This is a genomic window from Marinobacterium stanieri (assembly GCF_900155945.1).
GTDB lineage: Bacteria > Pseudomonadota > Gammaproteobacteria > Pseudomonadales > Balneatricaceae > Marinobacterium > Marinobacterium stanieri.
Genome location: NZ_FTMN01000011.1, coordinates 36,997 through 61,274 on the forward strand (window position 1 = coordinate 36,997; position 24,278 = coordinate 61,274).

Annotated in this window: 18 protein-coding genes and 2 tRNA genes; 17 read left to right on the top strand and 3 right to left on the bottom strand. The window is 56.8% G+C overall.

The annotated features are described in order from the left end of the window. The first annotated feature begins 370 nt into the window (after window positions 1-370). From BW956_RS19340 to BW956_RS22805, 17 genes are all read left to right on the top strand, one after another. On the top strand, window positions 371-1,252 hold the full coding sequence (locus BW956_RS19340) for a PhnD/SsuA/transferrin family substrate-binding protein (RefSeq protein ID WP_076465503.1): 882 nt from the start codon (window positions 371-373) through the stop codon (window positions 1,250-1,252). Continuing rightward, window positions 1,245-4,700, top strand: a complete 3,456-nt coding sequence (locus tag BW956_RS19345) for a response regulator (protein ID WP_076465506.1) — start codon at window positions 1,245-1,247, stop codon at window positions 4,698-4,700. Before BW956_RS19340 ends, BW956_RS19345 begins: the two co-directional genes overlap by 8 nt. After that, complete coding sequence (locus BW956_RS19350; protein ID WP_076465509.1) at window positions 4,700-6,778, top strand: putative bifunctional diguanylate cyclase/phosphodiesterase; 2,079 nt, start codon at window positions 4,700-4,702, stop codon at window positions 6,776-6,778. Before BW956_RS19345 ends, BW956_RS19350 begins: the two co-directional genes overlap by 1 nt. 253 nt (window positions 6,779-7,031) lie before the next feature. Continuing rightward, entirely contained in the window at window positions 7,032-7,313 is a 282-nt protein-coding gene (locus tag BW956_RS19355; RefSeq protein ID WP_076465512.1) for an STAS domain-containing protein, read from the top strand. 9 nt (window positions 7,314-7,322) lie between these two features. After that, window positions 7,323-7,685, top strand: coding sequence for a response regulator (locus BW956_RS19360; protein WP_010324422.1), 363 nt, complete (start codon window positions 7,323-7,325; stop codon window positions 7,683-7,685). A 19-nt stretch (window positions 7,686-7,704) separates the two neighbouring features. Next, window positions 7,705-10,140, top strand: a complete 2,436-nt coding sequence (locus BW956_RS19365; protein WP_076465515.1) for a chemotaxis protein CheA — start codon at window positions 7,705-7,707, stop codon at window positions 10,138-10,140. Window position 10,141: 1 nt separating this feature from the next. Next, window positions 10,142-10,645, top strand: coding sequence for a chemotaxis protein CheW (locus BW956_RS19370; protein ID WP_010324424.1), 504 nt, complete (start codon window positions 10,142-10,144; stop codon window positions 10,643-10,645). Between the two features lie 20 nt (window positions 10,646-10,665). Continuing rightward, a complete protein-coding gene (locus tag BW956_RS22800; RefSeq protein ID WP_076465518.1) occupies window positions 10,666-13,005 on the top strand; it encodes a methyl-accepting chemotaxis protein in 2,340 nt (779 codons plus the stop codon). 12 nt (window positions 13,006-13,017) lie between these two features. Beyond that, window positions 13,018-13,905: a CheR family methyltransferase gene (locus BW956_RS19380; RefSeq protein WP_083703161.1), complete on the top strand. Its 888-nt coding sequence runs from the start codon at window positions 13,018-13,020 to the stop codon at window positions 13,903-13,905. 1 nt (window position 13,906) lies between these two features. Then, the gene (locus tag BW956_RS19385) at window positions 13,907-14,518 is read left to right on the top strand and encodes a chemotaxis protein CheD (RefSeq protein ID WP_076465522.1); all 612 of its coding nucleotides are present in this window, start codon (window positions 13,907-13,909) and stop codon (window positions 14,516-14,518) included. Beyond that, window positions 14,518-15,606, top strand: a complete 1,089-nt coding sequence (locus tag BW956_RS19390) for a protein-glutamate methylesterase/protein-glutamine glutaminase (protein WP_076465524.1) — start codon at window positions 14,518-14,520, stop codon at window positions 15,604-15,606. The genes BW956_RS19385 and BW956_RS19390 overlap by 1 nt, the downstream gene beginning before the upstream one ends. Beyond that, window positions 15,603-16,778 (top strand): methyl-accepting chemotaxis protein, encoded by a 1,176-nt coding sequence (locus tag BW956_RS19395; protein ID WP_076465526.1) that lies wholly within the window; start codon window positions 15,603-15,605, stop codon window positions 16,776-16,778. Before BW956_RS19390 ends, BW956_RS19395 begins: the two co-directional genes overlap by 4 nt. A gap of 13 nt (window positions 16,779-16,791) precedes the next feature. Next, the gene (locus BW956_RS19400; protein WP_076465528.1) at window positions 16,792-17,100 is read left to right on the top strand and encodes an STAS domain-containing protein; all 309 of its coding nucleotides are present in this window, start codon (window positions 16,792-16,794) and stop codon (window positions 17,098-17,100) included. Window positions 17,101-17,102: 2 nt separating this feature from the next. Further along, entirely contained in the window at window positions 17,103-18,809 is a 1,707-nt protein-coding gene (locus BW956_RS19405; RefSeq protein ID WP_076465531.1) for an ATP-binding SpoIIE family protein phosphatase, read from the top strand. A gap of 132 nt (window positions 18,810-18,941) precedes the next feature. Then, window positions 18,942-19,931 (top strand): substrate-binding domain-containing protein, encoded by a 990-nt coding sequence (locus BW956_RS19410; protein WP_083703162.1) that lies wholly within the window; start codon window positions 18,942-18,944, stop codon window positions 19,929-19,931. Next, window positions 19,928-21,985, top strand: a complete 2,058-nt coding sequence (locus BW956_RS19415) for a putative bifunctional diguanylate cyclase/phosphodiesterase (protein ID WP_076465534.1) — start codon at window positions 19,928-19,930, stop codon at window positions 21,983-21,985. The genes BW956_RS19410 and BW956_RS19415 overlap by 4 nt, the downstream gene beginning before the upstream one ends. A 582-nt stretch (window positions 21,986-22,567) precedes the next feature. Beyond that, the gene (locus tag BW956_RS22805; protein WP_276327840.1) at window positions 22,568-22,693 is read left to right on the top strand and encodes a hypothetical protein; all 126 of its coding nucleotides are present in this window, start codon (window positions 22,568-22,570) and stop codon (window positions 22,691-22,693) included. A 194-nt stretch (window positions 22,694-22,887) separates the two neighbouring features. On the opposite strand, the gene BW956_RS19420 is transcribed toward BW956_RS22805, so the two are convergent. The 3 genes from BW956_RS19420 to BW956_RS19430 form a co-directional block, all read right to left on the bottom strand. Further along, a tRNA-Leu gene (locus BW956_RS19420) sits at window positions 22,888-22,974 on the bottom strand. A gap of 74 nt (window positions 22,975-23,048) precedes the next feature. Then, window positions 23,049-23,135, bottom strand: a tRNA-Leu gene (locus tag BW956_RS19425). 62 nt (window positions 23,136-23,197) lie between these two features. Continuing rightward, window positions 23,198-24,265: a zinc ABC transporter substrate-binding protein gene (locus BW956_RS19430; RefSeq protein ID WP_076465537.1), complete on the bottom strand. Its 1,068-nt coding sequence runs from the start codon at window positions 24,263-24,265 to the stop codon at window positions 23,198-23,200. Between the last annotated feature and the right edge of the window lie 13 nt (window positions 24,266-24,278).

Consider the following 24,278-nt stretch of genomic DNA (forward strand, 5'->3'; position numbering starts at 1 on the left):
AGCAAAATCTAACTAAAAAATTGAAAGTCCCCATATCGGTGACCGAAGGCGGCCCCGTTCGATTCCACCACCAAACACCAAAACGTCACAAGAGCCTCGCGTAAGCGGGGCTTTTCTGTTTCTACGCAACCTTCCACTCCCGCCCAAAACGCCCTTTACACCTGATGTCTTCGAAGCAGCAATAGAACAACCAACAGAATGAAACTCACATATGGTGCAAAACAGATACACTTTATTTTGCACAAATGTCGCATAGTATATAAAATACAGCAATAAATAAGCCCACGCTTTTCCATAATGCACTAATATAAGGCAGAAGCGCGCAATACCCTTTTCGTTTCAAGCCCTTCACCATGCTCGGGGACCTGTGATGCGACACCTGCTCAGCTGCTTCAGCTTCACCATCTATCTCTGTGCATTACCGGCCGACGCGCAGCCATCTCAACAGCGCCCCTACCGTTTTGCTCCCATCCCCATGGCCAGCGAGGCGCAGATGACACGCACCTACCTGCCCTTTTTGAGCTATCTGGAACAGGAGACGGGTGAAGCCTTTGAACTGAGCTATTTCGCCAGCTACCAGGACTTGCTGGACGCATTCACGGCAGGCGAGGTCGATCTGGCCTATCTGGGGCCGCTGCCCTATGTGGTATTACGCCAGCAAAGCGATGCGGTTGAGCCACTGGTACAGCTGTTGGACCAACAGGGCAACAGCCAATACACCTGCGCCATCGTCAAGTTTCTTGGCCCACCTGAACACCACAACTCATCCCGCAAGGTTGCCCTGACGCAGCCCCTTTCTACCTGCGGCTATCTGGCCATGGAGACCTATTTCAGCCGCCTGGGCAAAAGCCTGGAAGATACCGATATCCGATACTCTTTTACCGGTAACCATGAGCAAGTTGCATTGAAGGTGATTCTGGGACAGTTTGACCTGGGTAGCATGAAAACCCGGATTGCCCAACGCTACCAACATCTGGGACTGCGCGTGATCGATCAAACCGCACCGGTACCCGGTTTCCTGCTGGTCGCCAACCGCCACACGCTCCCTACCGAGACAGCGGACAGAATTCGCAGCCGCTTGCTGGCATTGCAACCCTTAAGCAGCGAAACAGACCGCCGCACCGTCCAGAGCTGGAGTAACAACCTGCGTTACGGCGCGACACCTGTTGAACTGTCACCCTACGATCTCATCGCCGAACAGTGGCAGCAGATCAGGGCTGATCTGCTGAGCGAGGTGCACACGCATGACTAAACACCTTGCCGCACTTTCCATCAGTGGCTTTCTTCTGGCCAGCATACTGGGGCTTGCCGTAACCGAAATGCTGCTGGAAGACGAACAGGTTGAGCAACTCGAGGTTCGACTGAGCAACGAACACGTCGCCTACACAGCCACGCTGAGAGCCCAGGAGCGCCTGGCGAATACCCTGTTTGCAGAACACATCAACCAGCCAGCAGTCACCTCATTGATACGCAGGGTGACCGAATCCAGTGGTGACGCCCGAGATATCGCCAGGGGTCTGCTGTTTCGCCAGCTTCACCCGCTGTACCTCAGCCTGCAACAACAGGGGTTTCGTCAGTTTCATTTTCATACTGCAGAGGGCAAAACCCTGCTGCGCTTTCACAGCCCGCTGAATTACGATGACGAGCTCTTTGATATCCGCCCCTCAGTCAAACTGGCCAATACCGAGCAAACAGCGGTAGAAAGTTTTGAGATGGGCCGCCTGTTTCATGGCTTCCGTTTCGTTTACCCCCTGTTTGACGGCGAGCAGCACCTGGGAAGCGTGGAGTTGGGCGTACCCTTCAGCACGCTTGAGCAGGAACTGGATGCGCTGGTGGAAAACGACTTTTTCATTTTTGCGCTCGAGCGTGACACCGTATTTGCAAAACTGAGCCCGAGCCAGCAGTCGATCTACTTTCCCCTGGCGCTGAATGAAGATTTCGTAGTTGAAGATACCGGGGCACGTATGGGCCATCCCGCGCCCAGGCTCCCGATCCAGACAGCACTGGAACAGGCACTCAGCGACCACCATGGCGACATTCGTGGTGGCATGAGCTCAGGCGAACCTTTCGGCATGACGCACGATATTGCCGGGACGCTCTACGCTGTTCTGTTCTTGCCTGTGCCCGACCTGTCCGGTGCAACACGGGCCTACATCATTACCGCCACCCAGGTGCCCGAAATCGAAGCGCTGTATTTCCGAGGCCGCTGGTTACAGTTATTGCTGGTGGTTATGCTGGCCGGCCTGGCCCTGCTGTTTTACCGCAAGGAACAGAGTGCGCGCAGTACTCTCAACGAGCGCAACAAGCTGCAGGCAATCACTGAACGCATGGCGGAAGGCCTGTTTGTACAGGACAACAGAGGGCGTATCACCTTCATCAACACCGCCGCTCAACGCACCCTCGGTATCAGTGAAGAGGAAGCCCTGGGCCAGATCGCCCACGACCTCTTCCATGTCCATTACGGCGATGATGGCAAACCGGTGCCAATCGAACAGTGCCCCATCCGCACCACCACAGCCAGGGGCCAGGTATATTCCAGCGAGGATGAATATTTCCGCCGCTTTAGTGACCATGAACTGGTGCCGATCCAGGTTACCAGCGCCCAGCTCAGGGTTAATGAAGAAGACACCGGTTCCATTACCATCTTTCGTGATATCACCCTGCGCAAGCAGTATGAATCACAACTGGTGCAGGCACGCCAGGAAGCGCTGCAAAGCACCCAGGCCAAATCCGAATTCCTGGCCAACATGAGCCATGAGATACGCACGCCCATGAACGGCATTCTGGGCATGCTGGAGCTGGTACTGGATGCCGACCTGCCGCCAGAGCAGAAAGACTATATCCGCATTGCCAACAGTTCCGGCCAAACCCTGCTCGCGCTGCTCAACAGCATTCTCGATCTGTCCAAGGTCGAGGCCGGCAAGATGGAGCTGGAACACCTGGATTTCAACCTGCGTGAAACCCTGGAAGAAACCACCAAACTCTTTGCGCCCCAGGCGCAGGGCAAAGGGCTCGAAATTGCAGCCCTGATCGATGACAGCGTGCCCGAGTATGCCAATGGCGACCCGACCCGGTTACGCCAGGTCATCACCAACCTGCTGGGAAATGCCATCAAATTTACCGAACAGGGTGAGATCACACTGGCAGCCGATGTTACTCAGGAAGCCGATCAGAGCTGGCGTTTGCACATCGGTATTCGCGATACCGGTATCGGCATAGCCGCAGACGCCCAGGAACGGATTTTCGAAGGTTTTACCCAGGCGGATGGCTCCACCACCCGGCGTTATGGCGGCACCGGTCTGGGCCTGACGCTGAGCCGAAGGATTGCGACCCGCATGGGTGGCCAGATCTGGCTGGAATCGACGCTGGGTCAGGGCAGTACCTTCCACTTTACAGCGCACCTGAAACCAGCCCTGGAACCCGAGGCACTTTTCGTCCCCAACGAAGACTTGCGCGGCCTGCGTGCGCTGATTGTGGATGACAAGGTCACCAACAGGGTTATTCTGCAACGCTTCTGCGATGCCTGGGGCATCTATCATCAAAGCGCCGACAGTGGCGTCAACGCACTGGCCAAACTGGAACAGGCAGCCGAGCAGGGCAAGGCATTCGACTGTGTTCTCAGCGATATGATGATGCCGGATATGGATGGTGTGGAGCTGGCCCGACAGATACATTCCAATGCGCAACTTGGCGACCTCAAGCTGTTGTTGATCACCTCTTACACTGGCCGCGGCCTGAGGGATAAAGCCCGATTGGCCGGTTTCGACCGCCTGCTGCCCAAGCCCATTGGCCGTCGTGAGCTGCATGATGCGCTGGAACAGGTGCTCCTGGGCCCTGCTCAAACGCCCGCAAGCGCCCCCGCATCAGGTGAACACTCAGCCACGCCGGGAGGCCTTCGCATTCTGCTGGCGGAAGACAATCAGGTGAATCGCCAGGTGGCCTCTGCCCATCTGGAGAAATTCGGCTGTACTGTCGTATCGGCCGAGCATGGTGCCGAAGCCCTTGAGCGGTTCTGCCAGCAACCCTTTGACCTGGTTTTGATGGATTGCCAGATGCCGGTGATGGATGGTCTTGAAGCCACTCGGGCCATACGCCAGTGGGAAGGGGTGCAGGGCTGTGACAGCACACCGATCATTGCCATGACGGCTTTCAGTTCGGAGCAAAACCTGTCCGACTGCCGGGCAGCTGGCATGGATGGCAAGATCGGCAAGCCCTTCCGGCCCGAAGCGCTCTATCAGCTGCTGCTCGAGCACGCAGCGAAAGAGCCAGCCCACTCTTCTTTCACGGAACCCGAGCACCCGGCTAACAATACGGCCACAGCGGTCACAACCGATACCGGCTATACAATCTTGCATCAGCAGACGCTGGATGAACTGAATGTGCTGCTGGATGGGGAAATTGACACCATTATTGTGCCCTTCATGGAGCAGCTGCCGCCTCTGATTACACAGCTGAGGCAGGCACTGGAGCATGTGGACAGGGAAGCTTTGTTCATGGCAAGCCACACATTGAAAAGCAGCGCTGCCAACGTGGGGGGCCTTGAAGTCTCCGAACGGGCACGCAAGCTTGAAGCAGGCGCCAAAACAGGCGCTATAGCCGAGCTGGAAACCGGCGTGTCACAACTGGTACAGGCCACCGAACGCTTGACCCAGGCACTGGCCACCTATACTGATACTGAAAATGAGGCTCTGGAGAGTTGATGCCTACCGAAATGCGCGCTGAAGCCCCTGTTGAACGTATTCTGGTTGTCGACGACGATGTCGCCACGCGCCTGACACTGGTCAAGCTCCTGAGCAAGGAAGGATACGAGGTACTCCAGGCCAGCAATGGCGAGCAGGCACTGGATGCCATTGCCGAGCAGATGCCCAGCCTGATTCTGCTGGATGTCATCATGCCCGGCATCAGCGGTTTCGAGGTCTGTGAAGCCATTCGTGCAAGGGATACCAGAGTCCCGATCATCATGCTCACCGGCATTGAGGATGTATCCTCCATCGATAGCGCCTTCGCCAAAGGCGCTACTGACTTTATTACCAAACCGATCAACTGGCCCCTGCTGATTCGCCGTGTGCGCTACTCGCTGCGCACCCATGCGCTCAGGGTCGATCTGGAGCGCATCCAGATCATCCAGTCCGAGGCTCAGGAAATCGCGCGCCTTGGCTATTTTGAATGGTGCCCGACCTTCAACCGCATTCACTGGTCATCCGGTCTGCTGAATCTGTTCGAGCTGCCAAAGAGCATTGACGGTACAGGCCTGTCCACCTACCTCAGCATGTTGCCACCTCAGGACAGGACCGACATCAGCATCCAGCTTGATCAGGTCGCAAGCGGGCAGCTGAAGAAAGCGGTCTTTGAACATGCATTCTCCACCGACGCCGGCAACTTTCATGTCAGAGCCATGGCGCGCAGCACCCGTGACAAGCAGGTACTGGTGGTACTTCAGGATGTTACCGACAGTTACCAGGCCAAGGCGACGGTCGAGTTCCAGCGCTCGCACGATACCCTGACTCACCTGGTCAACCGTACCCAGTTTTTCCGCCTGCTTGATGACAGCCTGGCACAGCAGCAGCGTTGTGCCGTGATCACCATCGACATCGATCGTTTCCACATGATCAATGATTCGTTCGGGCAGGATGAAGGCGATAACCTGCTGCAGCTGTTTTCACTAAGGCTGCATGCGCTAACCCACGGCTTCTACTCTCTGGCACGGCTGGGCGGTGACGAATTCGGCATTCTGGTGGAAGAACTTGAAGGAGAAGACGAACTGCACGAATGGCTCTCAGCCATGCAGAAACGCCTGAGCGAACCCTATGAGCTGGCGGGTCAGCCCGTGTTTATCGAAACCAGTGTGGGGGTATCGGTTAGCCCCGAACATGGTAACAACGCGCATGCACTGCTCAGTGCCTCCCTGCAGGCACGCCTGGTCGCCAAACGGCGTGGCGGCAGCTGCTATCAGGTATTTGACCAGAGCTGTCAGCAGGACTATGCGCGCCAGCTGTACCTGGAAACCGAACTCAGGCACGCCATCTCACGGGATGAATTCGAGCTGTTCTATCAACCGCAACTGGAGCTGGCCACAAACCGCATCATTGGTGCCGAGGCACTGATCCGCTGGCGTCACCCCGTTATGGGGCTGGTGTCCCCGGGTGAGTTCATCCCGCTGGTTGAAGAGATGGAGCTGATTCACAACCTGGGCAGCTGGGTAGCGGAAGAGGCCGTGAGACAGCAGGCACGCTGGCAAGCCGAGGGCCTGCAGCTGCGTCTAGGCTTCAACATGTCGGCTCGACAGTTCAATGATACCTATTTCGCCAATCGTCTCGAGCGCATGTTGGCTGCGGCCGGGGTCGCCGCCGAGTCCATGGATATCGAGATCACCGAAAGCAGCGCCATGGATAACCCGGGCAATGCCATGGGCATGGTGAAGTCTCTCAAGGCACTGGGCTGCAGCATCGCCATCGATGACTTCGGTACAGGCTATTCGTCGCTTGAGTACATGCAGAAATTTGCTGTGGACTACATCAAGATCGACCGTGTCTTTATCTGCAACCTGCTTAACAGCACTGCGGACCAGGGCATCGTTAAGGCAATTCTGGGCATTGCTGCCAGTATGGATATGAAAGTGATCGCAGAAGGGGTTGAGCAAAAAGAAGAGATGGACTTCCTGCGTGACCTGGGCTGTCATGAAATGCAGGGGTTTTATCTCAGCAAGCCTTTGCCGGCGGAGGAGTTTGCCTGCTTTACTCATCAACACAACGGCCAGCAAAGTCCCTTACCTGCGTGATATGTGCGCAAACAGGGGGCCTTTCGTCTGTTGTTTGCGCCGCATCAATCCGGCACCCGCCTTCCGCAACTATAGTGGCAGCCAGGATCGGGGCTCCCCCTAAGCACAGCTGTAACTTTCTTATGACAGAATCGAAATTCTCGGCTAGAGTGAAGTGAACGGCAAAACCTGAACTAAAGTCTCAAATGTCATCATTGCGACATCCATAGAGACATGCTTTGATTAACTACAGTTCGCTTTCAGGGGTTTCCCAATGGCTGATTCCACACTTCAGTTGCCCAATTCACTTGTTATACAGAATGTCGCCGAATGGAAAGAGCGCTTTGTGGCGCTGCTTGCGAACGGAGGACTGCCATCGCTGGATGCAAGTCCATTAAAGGATATCGATACTGCCGGCCTGCAACTGCTGCTGGCGGTAGCCGTCGAAGCTGAAAAGCAGGGAAGCACAATTAACTGGGAGTCGACTTCGTCCGAACTCCAAGATTTTGCCAAGGTTCTCGGTGTCACGGAGCCGCTGAATCTCGAACCTGCATGAGGAAATGACATGGCCCACATTCTCGTTGTCGACGACTCCGCTTCCCTGCGCAGCATGGTTGCTTTTACACTCAAGAAAGAGGGACACCAGGTAACCGAAGCCGCCAATGGTCAGGAAGCACTGACCAAGGCTGATGCCGGCAATTACAATCTGGTGCTGACCGATGTCAACATGCCACAGATGGATGGCGTAACCCTCTGCGGAGAACTGCGCAAGAAGCCTGCCTTCAAGTTCACACCCATCCTGATCCTGACCACCGAAAGCTCAGCCGAGATGAAGCAACGCGGCAAGGCCGCGGGCGCCACCGGATGGCTGGTTAAACCATTCAACCCGGATACTCTGCTCAGCACGATCAAGCGCGTCATCCGTTGACACCCACTGGAGTCTTTAGATGAGTGTCGACCTGTCGCAATTTATCCCGGGTTTTCTGGAAGAAAGTGACGAGGGTCTCCAGGTCATGGAGACTTCGCTGCTGGCATTAGCCCCCGGTGATAACGAGACCATCAACGAAGTGTTCCGCGCCGCCCACTCCATTAAAGGCGGTGCCGGCACCTTTGGTTTCACCGGAGTGGCCGAGTTCACCCACGAAGCGGAAACCCTGCTGGATGCCATGCGCAACGGCAGCGTTGAAGTCACCTCGGCACGCACCCAGCTGTTGCTGCAATCCGTGGATATAATTCGCGACCTGCTCGACCGTGCCGCCGGCGGTGATAACGCACTGCCCCCCGAGGCACAGGCCCTGGCAAGTGCACTGGCACAGGCGCAGACCGACTCATCACCTGCCGCCTCAGATTCGGGTGACGAGCCCTCAGCGCAGACTAAAGAGCCTTCGGTGCAGGATACAGCGCCATCAGCGACGCAAGCAGACGACCTCAACACCGGCTCAGCCATCTGGCAGATCAGCTTCAAGGCTGACCCGAGCCTGCTCGCTACCGGCAACGACCCCTTATTCCTGTTTCAGGCACTGGCAGACCTGGGCCCCTTAAGGGTTCAGGTATTGCAAGATACGCTGCCGGCACTGTCAGAACTGGACCCTGAGCAGCTTTACCTGCAGTGGCAGCTACAGCTGGACGCCGATTGCAGCGAAGCCGATATCCGCGAAGTGTTTGAATGGGTGGAGGATGATATCGAGCTGGAGGTATCTCGCGGCGGCGCCGATGATCTCTCTTCCGCGACCGATACAGCTCAAGGTTGGCAGATCCGTCTACACCCCAGCGAAGATCTGCTGCACACCGGCAACGACCCGCTATTGCTGTTCGCCTCTCTGGCAGATCTGGGCCGTCTGGACGTTCAGGCCCATTTCGAGCGTTTGCCCGACCTGGCCCTTCTCGACCCGTCAGCACTTTATTTGGACTGGTCTCTGACGCTTTACAGCGAGTGTGACGAAGCCGCCATTCGCGAAGTGTTCGAATGGGTAGAGGATGAGGTCGAACTGGAGATCCAGCCGCTTACCCCAGCCGCTCCTGAGCCTGAAGAAGAGACCATCGAAGCAGTCCCTGAGACTGCCGCCGAGCCAAGCGCAGCAGAACCCTCACCCGCCCCCCAGGCAGCGCCAGCTCCACGTCCTGCTGCAACAGCAAAAGCCAAGCCCGCGGCGCGGGAATCCTCCATCCGTGTCGATACCGGCAAGGTCGATTCACTGGTCGACCGTGTTGGCGAACTTGTGATTACCCAGGCCATGCTGCTGGAAGTCAGCCAGGCGCTGGAAGAACTGGAACATCCGGCGCTGGAGGAGCTGCAAAAGGGTCTGCTACAGCTGGAGCGCAACACCCGCGAGCTGCAGGAAGACGTCATGCGTATTCGCATGCTGCCTATCAGCTTCGTGTTCAACCGGTTTCCACGTCTGGTCCACGACGTCAGTCAGCAGCTGGGCAAGCAGGTTGAGCTGCACCTGGAGGGTGAGCACACCGAGCTGGACAAGACCGTACTGGAGAAGATCGGCGACCCGCTGGTGCACCTGGTTCGCAACGGACTGGATCACGGCCTGGAAGGCCCTGAAGAGCGTCAGGCCGCCGGCAAAAGCGCGACCGGCCATCTCTGGCTTACAGCCTTTCAACAGGGAGGCAGCATCCTGATTGAAATTCGCGATGATGGCCGCGGGCTCAACCGCGATCGTATCCGCAGCAAGGCCATTGAACGAGGCCTGATCGACGCTCAGGCACAGCTGTCCGATCAGGAAGTCGACGAACTCATATTCCTGCCCGGCTTTTCGACTGCCGAGCAGGTCAGTGACCTCTCGGGCCGTGGTGTCGGCATGGATGTGGTACGGCGCAATATCGAATCCCTGGGCGGCAGTATCGAACTGCTCTCTAACCCCGGAGTGGGTTCCTGTTTCACCATCCGTCTGCCTCTGACTCTGGCCATCATGGATGGCCAGCTGGTGCGGCTGGATCAGGACCCCTACGTGATCCCGTTAATCTCCATCGTGGAAACCCTGCAGGCGACACAAGCCATGCTGGTATCGCTGGCCGGGAACCGCTGTCTGCTGCACTTCCGCGATGAGTACCTGCCATTGCTCCGCCTGACCAGTGCTTTTGGTCTGGCGCAAGAACAACCGTTGCAGCCGGGCTGTATCGTCGTGGTAGTGGAAAGCGGCGGTCAGAAAGCCGGCCTGGTCGTCGACGAGCTGATGGGGCAACAACAAACCGTCATCAAAAGCCTGGAGCAGAACTATCGCAGGGTGCAGGGGCTCTCCGGTGCTACCATTCTGGGTGACGGCAGCGTGGCCCTGATTCTGGATATTGCCGGCCTGATCAGCCGCAATGTGGACGCCGATACGGCACTGATCGCACGACAGAAAAACGAACAACAAGAGGCACAAGCCTGACATGGCAAGCGAACACACATCCGGAGAACTGCTCAGCGGCGAACAGTACCTGAGCTTCATGCTGGACGAGGAAGAATACGGCGTCGACATCCTGCGCGTGCAGGAAGTGCGAGGCTGGACACCGGTGACCCGCTTGCCGGCCAGCCCGTCCTACATCAAGGGTGTGCTTAACCTGCGCGGTGCCATCGTTCCCGTTGTCGACCTGCGTGAACGCTTTGGCTTCCCGACGCTGCCGTACGGGCCCACCACCGTGGTGGTGGTGGTACGTGCCATGCAGGAGGATCAGGAGCGCGTTATCGGTCTGGTAGTGGATGCGGTGGCCGAAACCTATCACATCAGCGCTGACCAGATCCGTCCGGCCCCACGCCTGGACACTGCGATCCGACCGGATTTCATAGCCGGCCTGGCAACTGTAAACGAACGCATGATCGTTATGCTGGATCTGGACCACCTGCTCAGTGCTGATGAGCTGGCTCTGGACGATGTGACGACTGAAGACGAATAAAACGACAAAGAGACGCGACCATGAAAAAGAACCTGCCGGTGACCGATAACGAAGTCAAACTCAGGGATGGTCAGGAACTGGTAACCATTACCGACCTTAAAGGGACCATTACCTTCACCAACCCCGCCTTTGTCGAAGTCAGTGGCTTCAGCCGTCAGGAACTGGTGGGATCCAATCACAATGTTGTGCGCCACCCGGATATGCCACCGGCGGCGTTCAAGGACCTGTGGGACCACCTCAAGGACGGCCGCCCCTGGTCGCGCCTGGTTAAAAACCGCTGCAAGAACGGCGATTTCTACTGGGTCCGCGCCAACGTCACCCCGATTTATCGCGACGGTGAAGTAGTGGAGTACATGTCCGTGCGCGTGCGCCCCGACCAGGACGAAATTGATGCCGCCGAGGCGCTCTACCGTCGCATGAACAAGGGCGAAGCCGGCCTGCCGCCGCTGAGCTCGATCCCGGCCCGCAACCTGGAAGCCGCCATGAGCAAGACCACAACCCTCGCGGTGGTGGTCGCCGTGCTGCTGGCGCTGGCGTTCTGGTTTGCCCCGGTCAACCCGGCGCTGGTCGCGCTGGGTCCGGCCGTGGGCATGTTGATGCTGATGCTGGGCAGCAACAAGACCCTGAAAACACTGGCGCTGGACCCCATGCGTGAAACCATCGAACGCATGAAACGTGTTGCCGAGGGGGATTACTACCAGGATATTCCCTTTGACGTACCGGGCGAGGGCGGTGAACTGCTGCGCATGACCAAGAGCCTGGCCATAAAACTCGGCTTTGACGTCAATGACGCCCGTACTCAGCAACGTAGCGCTCAACGCATCAAGGTGGCGCTGGATAACGTCTCCTCTAACGTAATGGTGGCGTCCAATAATGGCGAAATCATCTACCTGAATGAATCCGTGCTCAACATGATGCGCAATGCCGAGCAGGACCTGCGCAAGGACTTGCCGAACTTTGCCGTTAATGAACTGCAGGGTGCCAACATCGATGTGTTCCACAAGAACCCCGAGCACCAGCGCCGCCTGCTGGAGTCCTTGCAGGATACGTTCAGCAGTCGCATCAAGGTGGGTGGGCGCAGCTTTGACCTGGTCGCCAACCCGGTGATCGATGATGAAGGTAACCGCCTGGGCACTGTCGTGGAGTGGCAGGATATTACCGAGCAGCTGCGGGCCGAAAACGAAATTGAAGACCTGATCGCCAATGCCACCATGGGGCAGCTGGATACGCGCCTCAACACTGAAGGCTATGCCGACTTCACCCGCACCGTAGCCAACGGCGTCAATGCACTGCTGGATGCGGTGGTTGAGCCGCTGCGCGATATCAAGCGTGTGCTCGCTGCGCTGTCCGAAGGCGACCTGACCCAACAGATGCAGGGCCAGTATCAGGGTGAGTTTGCCGAATTGAACAACTCGCTGAACACCTCGCTGGGCCGCCTGGAAAACATGGTGAACGAGATTCGCCGCGCCGGCTCCAGTATCGCCGTGGGTGCCTCCGAAATCGCCACCGGCAACACCACGCTGAGCGAGCGCACCGAATCCCAGGCGGCCAGCCTGGAAGAAACCGCCGCCAGCATGGAGCAGATGACCAGCACCGTTAAACAGAATGCGGATAACGCCCAGCAGGCCAGCCGCCTGGCGGAAGAGGCCCGCACTCTGGCCGAGCAGGGCGGTGATATCTCCACCCGCGTAGTTGATTCCATGGGTGCCATCAGCGCCAGCTCCAACAAGATTTCCGAAATCATCGGCGTCATCGACGAGATCGCCTTCCAGACCAACCTGCTGGCGCTCAACGCAGCCGTGGAAGCGGCCCGAGCCGGCGAGCAGGGCCGCGGTTTCGCCGTGGTTGCTTCCGAAGTGCGTAACCTGGCCCAGCGCAGTGCCGGCGCCGCCAAGGAGATCAAGGAGCTGATCGGTGACAGCGTCAACAAGGTCGATGAGGGTGCCCGTTATGTCGATGAGTCCGGCGAGGCGCTGAAGCGCATCATGGATTCCATCAATCAGGTCTCCGATATCATTTCCCAGATCGCCAAGGCCGGTATCGAACAGGCGCAGGGTATCGACCAGGTCAATACCGCCGTTTCCAGTATGGATGCCGGTACCCAGCAAAATGCGGCTCTGGTGGAAGAGGTGGCTGCCGCCTCCGCGTCCATGGAGGAGCAAGCCAGTCAGCTGCAGCGTCTGGTCAATGCATTCCGCGTCAATACCGCACATCAGGCCGAGCAGCAGCAGACGTCTGCCGCTCCCCAGGTCAGCAGGATTCGCGACCTGGCCGCCCAAACACAGGCACCGGAAGCCAATCAGCGCAAACTCGGTGTCATGACCGCCAACAGCAGTCAGGACGAGTGGGAAGAGTTCTAGAGGGCTACCCCTTTGCATACTGCACCCGATGGTACACAGTCCGCATCCCTGGCCGCCGCTATCGCCGGCCAGGGACGCACCAGGGAGTTTCCCTATACCCGCCGGGATTTCGACTGGGTTCGGCGTGTATTGCATGATCATGCCGGTATCGAGCTGGCCGAACACAAGATCGACATGGTGTATAACCGTCTGGTCGGTCGGCTAAGAGCCCTGTCGCTCAGCAGTTTCAGTGACTATGCCAAGCGGGTGGAAAGCGACCCTCACGAGTTCGGTGAATTCATCAACGCAATGACCACCAACCTGACCGCTTTCTTTCGCGAACAGCACCATTTCGACTTTCTGGCCGGCCCCTTCCTGGAGCAGTGCCGCAGCCGTGGCAAGCGCCAGCTGCGTATCTGGTCAGCCGGCTGTTCCATGGGAGAAGAACCCTATTCCATCGCCATGACTCTGGCAGAAGCCCTGGGTAACGAGCTGGCCGAATGGGATGTGCGTATTCTGGCGTCGGACATCGACTCACGTGTCCTGCAAACCGCAGCCGATGGAATCTATAGCCTGGAGCGCATCTCCAAACTCGACCCGAAACGGCTGGCCCGTCATTTTTTGCGCGGCACCGGCAGCAATGCAGGACGGGTGCGGATCAAATCGCATATCCAGCAGTTGATCAGCTTCCGTCAGATCAATCTGATGCGGCCTCTGCCACTGAAAGGCCCCTTTGATCTGATTTTCTGCCGCAATGTGATGATCTATTTCAACAACGAGTCCCAGGCGCAATTACTGGATCGTTTTGCCGATCTGCTGGATGCCGATGGTGTTCTGGTGGTCGGACACTCGGAATCGCCTTACCGACTGACGCAACGTTTGCGTCTCAGCGGCAGTACCATCTACCGGAAGGTGCATTGATATGAATGCCCCCCGCGCACCTCGTCCGTTTGTCGGTTTTGAACATTTCATGCCGATTTGGCAGGAACGCTGGCAACGGTTCGTGGTGAAGGTAAAGCCGGGGGAGTTCTATGTCGCACCGCCCAGCATGGGCATTTCTACCGTGCTGGGTTCCTGTATCTCCGCCTGTATTCGTGACCCGGACACCGGCATTGGCGGCATCAACCACTTCATGCTGCCGGATGCCATGGAAGGCAATAACCGACTCAGCAGCGCCAGCTATGGTGCCTTTGCCATGGAGCAGCTGATTAACAGCCTGCTCAAGCTGGGCTGTCGCCGTGACACCCTTGAGGTCAAACTGGCCGGTGGTGCCGACATGCTCAGTGGCGGCTACCGGGTGGGCGAGCAGAATGTGCACTTTGTGCGCGACTATCTGGTCCGCGAGGGCCTGAATCTGTGCGCTGAAGATGTCGGTGGCAGGCAGGCCCGGCGCCTGATCTATTTTCCCGATCAGGGCCGCATGCTGATCAAGCGAATGGAAGCCGAGGGTGCCGATCAATTGTTGCGGGATGAGCGCGTCTATCGTGAACAGTCGCGTGAGCAAACCATTCACCAGGATGTGGAGCTGTTCTGATGCCAACAAACGCCAACCGCCCGGTACGGGTGTTGATTGTGGATGACTCCCTGGTCGTACGTGATGTGATCAGTGAACTGCTGGGACAGCAAAGCACCATTGAAGTGGTCGGAACCGCTGCCGATCCCTATGAAGCTCGCCAGCAGATCAAGGCCCTGCAGCCGGATGTCATCACGCTGGATATCGAAATGCCACGTATGGATGGGGTTACCTTTCTGCGCAACCTGATGCGTTTGCACCCCATGCCGGTGATCATGCTGTCATCGCTGACCCACGAGGGCGCCGATATTACCCTGGAAGCACTGGAGGCTGGTGCGGTGGATTTCATCGCCAAACCCGGTGCCGACAGCTCCGACAGCTCCCTTGAGCACTTTGCCCAGGTGCTGCAACAGAAAGTCATGACGGCAGCCGGTCTTGGCCAGCGCCTGACCGCCCGCGCGCGACAGCGACCGAGCACGGCGCCACAGACCCAGGCCAAAACGACCGGGCGCCCTGCCTTCGACTTCAGCCGCAACCTGATCGCCATCGGTGCCTCTACTGGCGGCACCGAGGCCCTGCGCGACTTGCTCCAAGCTCTGCCGCCGGAGCTGCCGCCTATCATTGTCACCCAACATATCCCGGGCGGTTTCAGCGCCCGCTTTGCCCGCCGCCTTAACAGCAATTGCCGCCTGACGGTCAAGGAAGCGGAGCAGGGCGAAAAGCTGCTGCCGGGACAGGTCTATATCACCCCGGGTGGCTTGCATCTGCAGCCGGTCCGTATCGGCGGTGAACTGCGGGTCCAGCTGGATGACAGCGAGCCGGTCAACCGTCACAAGCCCTCTGTGGAAGTGATGTTCAATGGCCTCTTGCGTCTGGATACCACTAACAGCGTATTGGTCATGCTCACAGGCATGGGAGAAGATGGTGCCGACGCCATGACAACAGGCCACCGGGCCGGTCTGCTGACGCTGGTACAAGACCAGGCCTCCAGCCTTGTCTGGGGCATGCCCGGGGCGGTGGTCAAACGGGGAGGTGCCAGCCAGACGCTGGCGCTGGACCAGATTCCCTCCGCTCTGCTCAAACACTGTTATGCCGGGAGTTCTCTATGAATTGGATCAACATCAAGGCCATTACCGTTCTGGTGCTGGTACTGATCATGGCGCTAGCCGAGTGGCTCGGCTGGAGCGACTGGATTCGCTGGGGCGCCATGGCTGCCATTTTCGTCCTGGTCCTGACCATGATGCACCTGGTCAAGCAACAGGTAGAAGAGCTCAACGAGTCTCCCAGCAGCGAGCAGGAAGAGGAGCTGCGTAACCTGTTAACAGAGCTGGAGCAGAACCTGCAGCAGGAGAGCAGTCAGGTTGAGCAGGAACGGGCACGACTGGAAGCCCTGATTCAGGATGCCGTGCAGACGTTGAGCGGCAGCTTCATGAACCTGAACGACCTGTCGACCCGTCAGACCGTACTGGTAGAGCAGGTTCTGTCCCGCTCACAGGAATCTGAAGCCGGCACAGAACATCTTTCGGTTTCCCAGTTCATGGGCAAGGCCGAGCAAACCCTGGATCAGTTCGTCTCGGTTATCGTCGATGTCAGCCGCAACAGTCTCGAAATCGTACACCGTATCGATGACATGATGGAGCAGCTGGAAAGTATCTTCACGCTGATCGAAAGCGTTGAAGGCATCGCCGAGCAGACCAATCTGCTGGCCCTCAATGCCAGCATCGAGGCCGCCCGTGCCGGTGAAGCCGGACGCGGCTTTGCCGTAGTGGCAGACGAGGTGCGTAATCTTTCACGCAGCTCCTCTGAGCTTAACCAGCAGATACGTGAACATATCCAGGGCGCCAAGGGCACCATCGACAACCTGCGTGAATCCGTATCGGTGATGGCCTCCAACGACATGAGCGGCACCATCAGCACCAAGGAGCAGATGACCGCCATGATGGAAAGCATGGCCGACGTTAACAGCCAGCTCAGTGGCGGGGTTAATGAACTGTCTGACATTGGCCAGACACTGGCCGTCGCGATCCAGGATGCGGTTCGCTCACTGCAGTTCGAGGATATGTGTACCCAGATTCTGCAGGCCATGAAAAACAACACCAACGCCATGCAGGAACTGGCGCAACTGGCACAACAGCTCAAGAGCGCCGACTCACTGGATGCCGACACCATGAAGCAATTCAGCAAAGCCTGTAATGACCTGCTGCAGCGCTCTCGTGAGCTGGACTCTCGCCGTGCCGTATCCCAGCAAAGCATGGACGAAGGCGACATAGAACTCTTCTGAACAGGACTACACGATGGGAATCAGCTGTAAACGTAATGACGAAAAGAAAACCGCCACCATTCAGGTGGAAGGGCAATTCGATTTTTCCCTGCACCAGGCATTCCGTGATGCCTACCGGGACCTGACCCTGCCGGGTACCCATGTTCGCCTTGATCTGAGCAAGACCAGTTATATGGACAGCTCGGCACTGGGCATGATCCTGTTGCTCAAGGAGCATACCGATAAGCTGGGTGGCAAGATCACCCTGGTATCGCCCTCCGAAGCAGTCAACAAGATTCTGACCATAGCCAACTTCCATAAACTGCTGCCGGTCGAGAACTGAGCATGGCAGACCAGGGGCTCTATCCGAACAATCAGGCGGTTCCACGTGTTTTGATTGTCGATGACTTCGACACCAACCTGATTCTGCTTAACCGACTGGTTAAACAGTTGGGCATGCAACCAATCGCGGCCAATGGCGGACTCGAGGCCCTGGAACTGTTCAAGCAACATCGCCCCGACCTGGTGATCACCGATGTGTGCATGCAGGACCTGGACGGCATTGAGCTGACCCGCCAGATCAAGGCCCTGTCTGGTGATCAGTTTGTACCCGTCATTCTCGCCACGGCGTCGAATGAAGAAAAGCTGCTCGAAGACAGTCTGGACGTTGGCTGGGATGCGTTTATCCATCGGCCCTTCTCTCTCAATCTGATGAAGGGCAAGATTCACTCCATGTTGCGTTTTGCCCATATGCACCAAACAACGCAGCAGTTGATTGAAGCCCGCGAGCGCGAGGAACAGCTGGCCGAGCAGCTGTTCAGCCGCGCGGTTGAGCAGGCCAACGTCAACGACCCCCGGCTTACCTTTTACAAGCAACCGGCTGAAACCTTCAGTGGCGACGTCCTGCTGAGTGCCCGACGCCTGGATGGCGAACTCTTTTTCCTGTTGGGTGACTTCACCGGCCACGGCCTGACGACAACGGTTGGCGCACTGCCCCTGTCGGAAACTTTCCGCGCCATGGTGAACAAGGGGTATGACTCGCACCACATACTCGATCAGATCAATCGCAAACTGAGGAAGCTGCTGCCCGTCAACATGTTCCTGGCGCTGGCCATGGTCGCGGTTTCCAGTGATGGCCAGCTGGTACGTGTGTGGAATGCAGGGCTGCCGGATGTACTCCTGCTGCGCACCGACGGCTCCATTGAGCATATTCCATCGGTAAACCCGCCGCTGGGGATTCTGGAAAGTGTGCAGCACTTTACCGCGTTCAGTACCACCCTCGAAGAGGGCGACCGCCTGCTGCTGTGCAGTGACGGTGTCATCGAGGCACGTGATATGGCCGGCGAATTGTTTGGCGAAGGGCGGCTTCTGTCCTGCTTCACGTCTGATCAGGACAACCTGACCCAATGCCTGCAGGACTCCTTGCACAGTTTTACCTCCGGTGAGGCACAGGGCGATGATATCTCGATGATCGAGTTTCAGGCAGCTCCCGCCACCGATTTGATGCCCACCGGTTTTTGCCCCATCAGCCAAAGCAGTGCCGAAGCGCTGCCTGGCAGCTGGCGCTGGAGCCTTGAGTTGGAAGGGCCGGATCTTGCCAGTGCCAACCCGGTCGCCCAGGCCATGGGGTTCCTGCTGGAGACAGAGGGCCGTAGCGAACGCTGGGACCCCGTGTTCACCATTTTGACCGAGCTGTATGTTAATGCCCTGGATCATGGCGTGCTGGGGCTAGACTCCGCACTCAAGCACTCGGCTGAAGGCTTCATGCAGTACTTCCAGCAGCGTGAAGCACGGCTGCAGAATCTGACCACCGGCAGTGTCCAGATCAACCTCAAACTGACACGACTCAGTGATGACCACCATCGTCTGGATATCCGTGTCATCGACAGTGGTGAAGGTTTTAATGTCAAAAAGGTGCTGCAGCAGCAGGCGCAACAGCAGGAGCACACTCAGTTAATGGGTCGCGGCATCAAGCTGGTGTCATCCCTGTGCAGCAGCGTCGAATATTTTGATCAAGGTAACGGAGTTCACGTGGTCTATGAGGCCGTATAGCTGACATTTCCGCTGGCCGCCCTGTTGATATATGCTTATAAACATTATGGATTTGGCAAATGCTGAACACCTCCTGCTCCTGAACCGGATTTCCCTCAAGGCAGGGCATCACTTTTGACCAGGGAGGGCGTAATGCGCCTGCGTCTGACATCGATATTCCTGCTACTGGTTTTACTGCCTCTGAGCCTGGCATGGACCTCTGTTGCACGGGCAGATCAGGCTCAAAGCGGTAAACAGCTTGTCTATATTACCTCCGACCGGCGCATTCCCTTCTGGGATATCATGTCCCGCGGTATCCAGCAGCGGGCGCAACAGCTGGGTCATCAGGTTCAGATACTCAGTGCCAACAACAGCACAAAACGGGAGCTGGAGCACCTGGCCCTGGCCCTGCGGCAGCAGGTTGATGGCCTGATCATCTCGCCCACCTCCTCTTCAGCAGGCGCAACCCTGATCAAACTTGCCAGTGCCGCCGGCATCCCGGTGGTGGTGGCAGACATTGGTGCCGACTCAGACAAATATCTCAGTTTTATCGCCTCTGACAATTATCAGGGTGCCTACGAACTGGGTCGGATTCTGAGCCGCGCCCTGATCCAGAAAGGCTGGCAGTCCGGTCGCGTGGGCATCGTTGCGATTCCCCAACGTCGCCAGAATGGCCGCGAACGCACAGCAGGCTTCATGCAGGCGCTGGATGAAGCAGGCATTCTGGCCGCCGGCATGCGCCAGCAAGTGGATTTTTCCTATACCGAAACCTACACCTTCAGCCGCGAGCTGATCGACAGTGAACCCGAGCTGCGAGCACTCTGGCTGCAGGGCTCAGACCGCTACCAGGCGGCGCTGGATGCGATCAAGGATGCCGGGCGCGAGGGCGAGATTCTGCTGGCCACCTTTGATGCCGAACCGGAGTTCATCGACATGATCCAATCCGGGCAGCTCATCGGTGCCGCCATGCAGCAGCCCTTTTTAATTGGAGAGGAAGCCGTCATCAGACTGGACCGCCACTTTCATGGTGAAAGTGTTACTCCGGAGCACAAACTGTCCGTACTGGCCGTCTCTGCAGACAACCTGCAAACGCACCTGCCCACCATCCGCCGTAATGTGCTGGGGCAACAGGTAACGCCATGATCAAGCGACTGCCATCTCTGTATCTGCTGCTGGTTGGGCTGGTATTGCCCGCCATCCTGGTCACGCTGGCGCTCAGCGCCAGCTTTAACTACCACCAGGCGAAAAGCTCGATACTGATGGAGGTGGATCGCGAGTCGCAGAACAGCCTGAAATCCCTGAACAGTACGATCAGCGGCCTGCTGGAAGCCTATGCCGTCAATGAGTATGAGCAGATTCTAGGCAACGAGATTGCTCTGACACCTCACTGCGCCCTGATCGTCGAAGATTTCAATCTGAGCAAGATACTGGGCAGCCAATATATAACCGGCTATATCCGCTCCTCCAGTGGCAAGATCCAGAGCTATGAACCGGATAACCCGGCGCACAAGGAGCACTTGAACAGCTGCCTGCAACGCTATCAAACCAGCATTCTCAGCAACCAGGATGAGGCCATAGGGTCACTGCAGCTATACTCATCCGATCAGCCCCTGCAGGCAGAGCTCAAGGATACGCTCAGCCAGTCCTTGCTCAGTGCGTTGTTAACCTGCGTATTGATGGCCATTCTGCTGATGGTGCTGAGCCGGGTCTTCTTCATCACACCGCTGGACCAGATCATGGCGGCCATTGGCGATACCGACAAGACCGGCCTTCCCAACAAGGCGATACCTGAGCAGGGTCCCCGGGAATTGCGTGCCCTGGCCCGCAGCATGAACAGCATGATTACCTCTGTGCGCCTGTCACAGCGTGACCTGCAGCAGGAAAAAGACACGGTCAATCACATGGCGCATTTCGATGCGCTGACAGGGCTGGCCAACCGCACCCTGTTTAACGACCGACTGGAAAGCGGTATTGCCCGCGCCCAGCGTCATCATTACAAACTGGCGCTGCTGGTGATCGATCTGGACCACTTCAAGCGCGTAAACGACTCACTGGGCCATAACGCCGGTGACCAGGTCCTGACCCTCATTACCCAGCGTCTCAGCCAGTTGATTCGCTCCGATGATACCCTGGCCCGCCTGGGGGGCGATGAGTTTACCATCGTGCAGGAAGGTCTGGATAACACTGACGAGGCCTGTTATCTGGCGCAACGGGTATTGCACGCGATCGGACAGCCGCTGGAGGTCGATAACCAGCTGCTGTACATCAACAGCAGTATCGGCATCAGTATCTACCCGGATAATGGCCAGAGCAGCGCTGAATTGTTGATGCAGGCAGATGCTGCGATGAACCTGGCCAAAAATGAGGGCCGCAACGATTACCGCCTCTTTGACAGCAGCCTGACTCAAGACGCTCAAGAGTGGCTGACAATGGAGGCACGCCTGCGAAAGGCACTACAGCAGGACGAATTGGAGCCTTTCTTCCAGCCTCAAATCAACATTCGAACCGGCCAGATTGAAGGCTTTGAAGCACTGGCACGCTGGATCAGTCCGGAAGAAGGGTTGATTTCGCCGGGACGCTTCATTCCGCTGGCTGAGCAATCCGGTCTCATTGAAGCGCTGGACCTGCAGATCATCCAGAAATCGATGCAACACTTCGCCGACTGGCACCGACAGGGCCTCAATCCCGGCATTTTGTCGGTTAACCTCAATGCCCGCCATTTCCAGAATCCGGCACTGATTAAAACCTTGCAGGACCTGATGAGCCAAAGCGGCTTCAAAACCGAATGGCTGGAAGTTGAAGTCACCGAAACCCAGTTGATGACCAAACCCGAAGACGCCATCCAGGTGCTCAACCAACTGCATGACTCCGGTATCCGTATCGCCCTGGATGATTTCGGTACCGGGTATTCATCGCTGTCCTACATCAAGCGTTTGCCCATCACCAAACTCAAGATCGACCAGTCATTCATCCGTGACCTGCCGGATGATTCCGAAGATGCGTCTATTGTTCGCTCGGTTATCGCCCTGGCCAAACACCTGGGCCTGGAAATCCTGGCAGAAGGTGCCGAGACGGAACAGCAGATCAACTTCCTTCTCAACAACCGCTGTGATCGAGTACAGGGTTACTTTTACGCCCGTCCCATGCCCGCAGACGCAACGCAGCTTTATCTCACCCCTGAGCCTGTTAGGGCCTGAATCTGATAGTTTATCCACAGGCCTTGCCAACACAGCCTGTGGGTTATTTTTATAGCGATTTCAAAGCAATTTCGAGCTGTGAATAAAACACCTTTTAGTTTTCCACACCTCTGATGAACAACCCTGTTAACAAGCTTATAACAAACCAGCACGAGCATAACTAAGCCCCTAATATATAAGTACTTTTTATTTCTGATCACGCAATAACCAGCGCAGTTCAAAAAAACAATTGCCCACAGGCTACTGACATTACACTCACATGACCGAATGTCTTCGGCATTAGCTCCTGTCTCAGAACAAGCTGTATATAACTTTATACAGTGGCTTCCTGCTCGCCATGAGCTGTTATTCGCTCCTAAGGTAAAATAATCTTAACACTGTCATATTTGGCGCAGTCCCAAGACCGTCTGACACGGTTGTCATGCAAACGACTGGAAGAGGCAGGCAGGGCTGATCGATAAAACAAGAAACTCCATGATATATAGGCACTTACCATCATTGGCACCGGCCTTGCTCTATACAGAGTGAATTGAGAATACAGCCTGCTGGCTGTTACTGCAGATGTCAGATGAGGATTACATCATGAGCCATGCACATGACGATCAGGACTATGAAGTAATTGGTGTCGTACCATCCATTGCCATGGTACTGGCGGGGTTGATTGTCGCCATTCTGCCGGCGCTGATGCAGCTTTACCTGTTGATGTGACAGTAAACAACGCAAGAGCCTGCAGATACATCCGGATGATGCCCTGATAGTCTGACTGTCGGGGCGTTTTTGTATGAAATGATGCTCTGCCCGAGTACAGCATAAACGGCAAAAAACCAGGATATTCCTAGCGTAATGAATAAATTCTGAGTATTAAATTGCCAGAGAAGGCACAGGATAAAACCGGAAGGGGATGGTGCAGATGGGGAGACTCGAACTCCCACGCCCGTGAAGGCACTAGCACCTGAAGCTAGCGTGTCTACCAATTCCACCACATCTGCGTTGTCCAACGTTTTAACGTGCGTTACCACCCAAATTGTCGCTTTCGAAGAGCCTGACATCTGACGATGAAAGGTGGTGCAGATGGGGAGACTCGAACTCCCACGCCCGTGAAGGCACTAGCACCTGAAGCTAGCGTGTCTACCAATTCCACCACATCTGCTTCGAAAGTGGGGCGCATTATATCGGCCCCCTTTCACCTTGTGAAGCACTTTTTTGAATTAATTAATCTTTTTTCGTCAGACAGGCTTCAAATGCGTTCCCCAGCGAGGTCAGGTAGCGGATGTAGGCATCCTGGCCCGGCTCAATATCACGCGCCAGCGGGTCCAGCTCACCCAGCTGCACCGGCAGCTCACCCACAATCGCGTGCACCACGGCACTGGTGAACTGAGGTTCACTGAATACACATACTGCCTGACTCTGTTCCAGCTGCTCCCGAATCTCGGCCAGATGACGAGCACCCGGCTTACGCGCCGGATCAACGGTGAAGTATCCCAGCTGATTCAGCTCATAATGATTCACAAACCCGCTGTAGGCATCGTGGAAGACGAAGAAACCACTATCCTTGACCTTGGCCATCTGAGCAGAGAGATCCGTCTCCTTGGCACGTACTGCTTGCTCAAAGGCATTACGGTTGGCCTCAAGCTGATCGACCTGGTTCGGGAAGGTCTCAAGCAGGGCAGGCATGATTTGATCAGCAATGGCGATGGCGTTCAGCGGATCGAGCCAGATATGCGGATCATCGCCATCAGCATGTGAATGGTGCTCTTCGGCTTCATGCTCGTGCTCGTCATGGCCAGCATCAGCATGTTCATCCTCATGATGTTCATGACTATGCTCTTCATGAGCTTCTTCATGCTCATCGTGCCCATGCTCGTCATGACCATGTTCTTCCGCCTCATGTGCATGTTCGTCATGTCCGTGTTCATCAGCATGATCGTCAGTGTCGGTACCGTGGCTATGCGGCTTGCTGTCCGGCAGAAGGGTTACAATCTGTGCCTCGGTGCGGGACAATGGCTTCTGCAGAAACTGTTCCAGTCCCGGCCCTACCCAAACCAGCACCTTGGCTTCTGTCAGCTTACGCATATCAGACGGTTTGAGTGAGTAATGGTGCGGCGTACCCTCTGCAGGCAACAACAGCTCCGGTTCCGTTACACCGGCCGTCAGAGCGGATGTAATCAATTGCAGGGGTTTAATGCTGGTAACAACGTCTGCCGCTGTAGCCGGCAACGCTGTCAGCATTGCCGCCGAGAGTGTCAGGCTGGACAATGTAGAACGAAGGCAGGGTTTCATTAGTCGGAGCTCT

Excerpts from the sequence above, each read along its gene's own strand:
- BW956_RS22805 (WP_276327840.1), top strand. The coding sequence starts at position 22,568 with ATGAGCCATGCACATGACGATCAGGACTATGAAGTAATTGGTGTCGTA.
- BW956_RS19350 (WP_076465509.1), top strand. The coding sequence starts at position 4,700 with ATGCCTACCGAAATGCGCGCTGAAGCCCCTGTTGAACGTATTCTGGTT.
- BW956_RS19355 (WP_076465512.1), top strand. The coding sequence starts at position 7,032 with ATGGCTGATTCCACACTTCAGTTGCCCAATTCACTTGTTATACAGAAT.
- BW956_RS19415 (WP_076465534.1), top strand. The coding sequence starts at position 19,928 with ATGATCAAGCGACTGCCATCTCTGTATCTGCTGCTGGTTGGGCTGGTA.
- BW956_RS19370 (WP_010324424.1), top strand. The coding sequence starts at position 10,142 with ATGGCAAGCGAACACACATCCGGAGAACTGCTCAGCGGCGAACAGTAC.
- BW956_RS19395 (WP_076465526.1), top strand. The coding sequence starts at position 15,603 with ATGAATTGGATCAACATCAAGGCCATTACCGTTCTGGTGCTGGTACTG.
- BW956_RS19390 (WP_076465524.1), top strand. The coding sequence starts at position 14,518 with ATGCCAACAAACGCCAACCGCCCGGTACGGGTGTTGATTGTGGATGAC.
- BW956_RS19365 (WP_076465515.1), top strand. The coding sequence starts at position 7,705 with ATGAGTGTCGACCTGTCGCAATTTATCCCGGGTTTTCTGGAAGAAAGT.
- BW956_RS19340 (WP_076465503.1), top strand. The coding sequence starts at position 371 with ATGCGACACCTGCTCAGCTGCTTCAGCTTCACCATCTATCTCTGTGCA.
- BW956_RS19360 (WP_010324422.1), top strand. The coding sequence starts at position 7,323 with ATGGCCCACATTCTCGTTGTCGACGACTCCGCTTCCCTGCGCAGCATG.
- BW956_RS19400 (WP_076465528.1), top strand. The coding sequence starts at position 16,792 with ATGGGAATCAGCTGTAAACGTAATGACGAAAAGAAAACCGCCACCATT.
- BW956_RS19345 (WP_076465506.1), top strand. The coding sequence starts at position 1,245 with ATGACTAAACACCTTGCCGCACTTTCCATCAGTGGCTTTCTTCTGGCC.
- BW956_RS19410 (WP_083703162.1), top strand. The coding sequence starts at position 18,942 with ATGCGCCTGCGTCTGACATCGATATTCCTGCTACTGGTTTTACTGCCT.
- BW956_RS19405 (WP_076465531.1), top strand. The coding sequence starts at position 17,103 with ATGGCAGACCAGGGGCTCTATCCGAACAATCAGGCGGTTCCACGTGTT.
- BW956_RS19430 (WP_076465537.1), bottom strand. The coding sequence starts at position 24,265 with ATGAAACCCTGCCTTCGTTCTACATTGTCCAGCCTGACACTCTCGGCG.
- BW956_RS22800 (WP_076465518.1), top strand. The coding sequence starts at position 10,666 with ATGAAAAAGAACCTGCCGGTGACCGATAACGAAGTCAAACTCAGGGAT.
- BW956_RS19385 (WP_076465522.1), top strand. The coding sequence starts at position 13,907 with ATGAATGCCCCCCGCGCACCTCGTCCGTTTGTCGGTTTTGAACATTTC.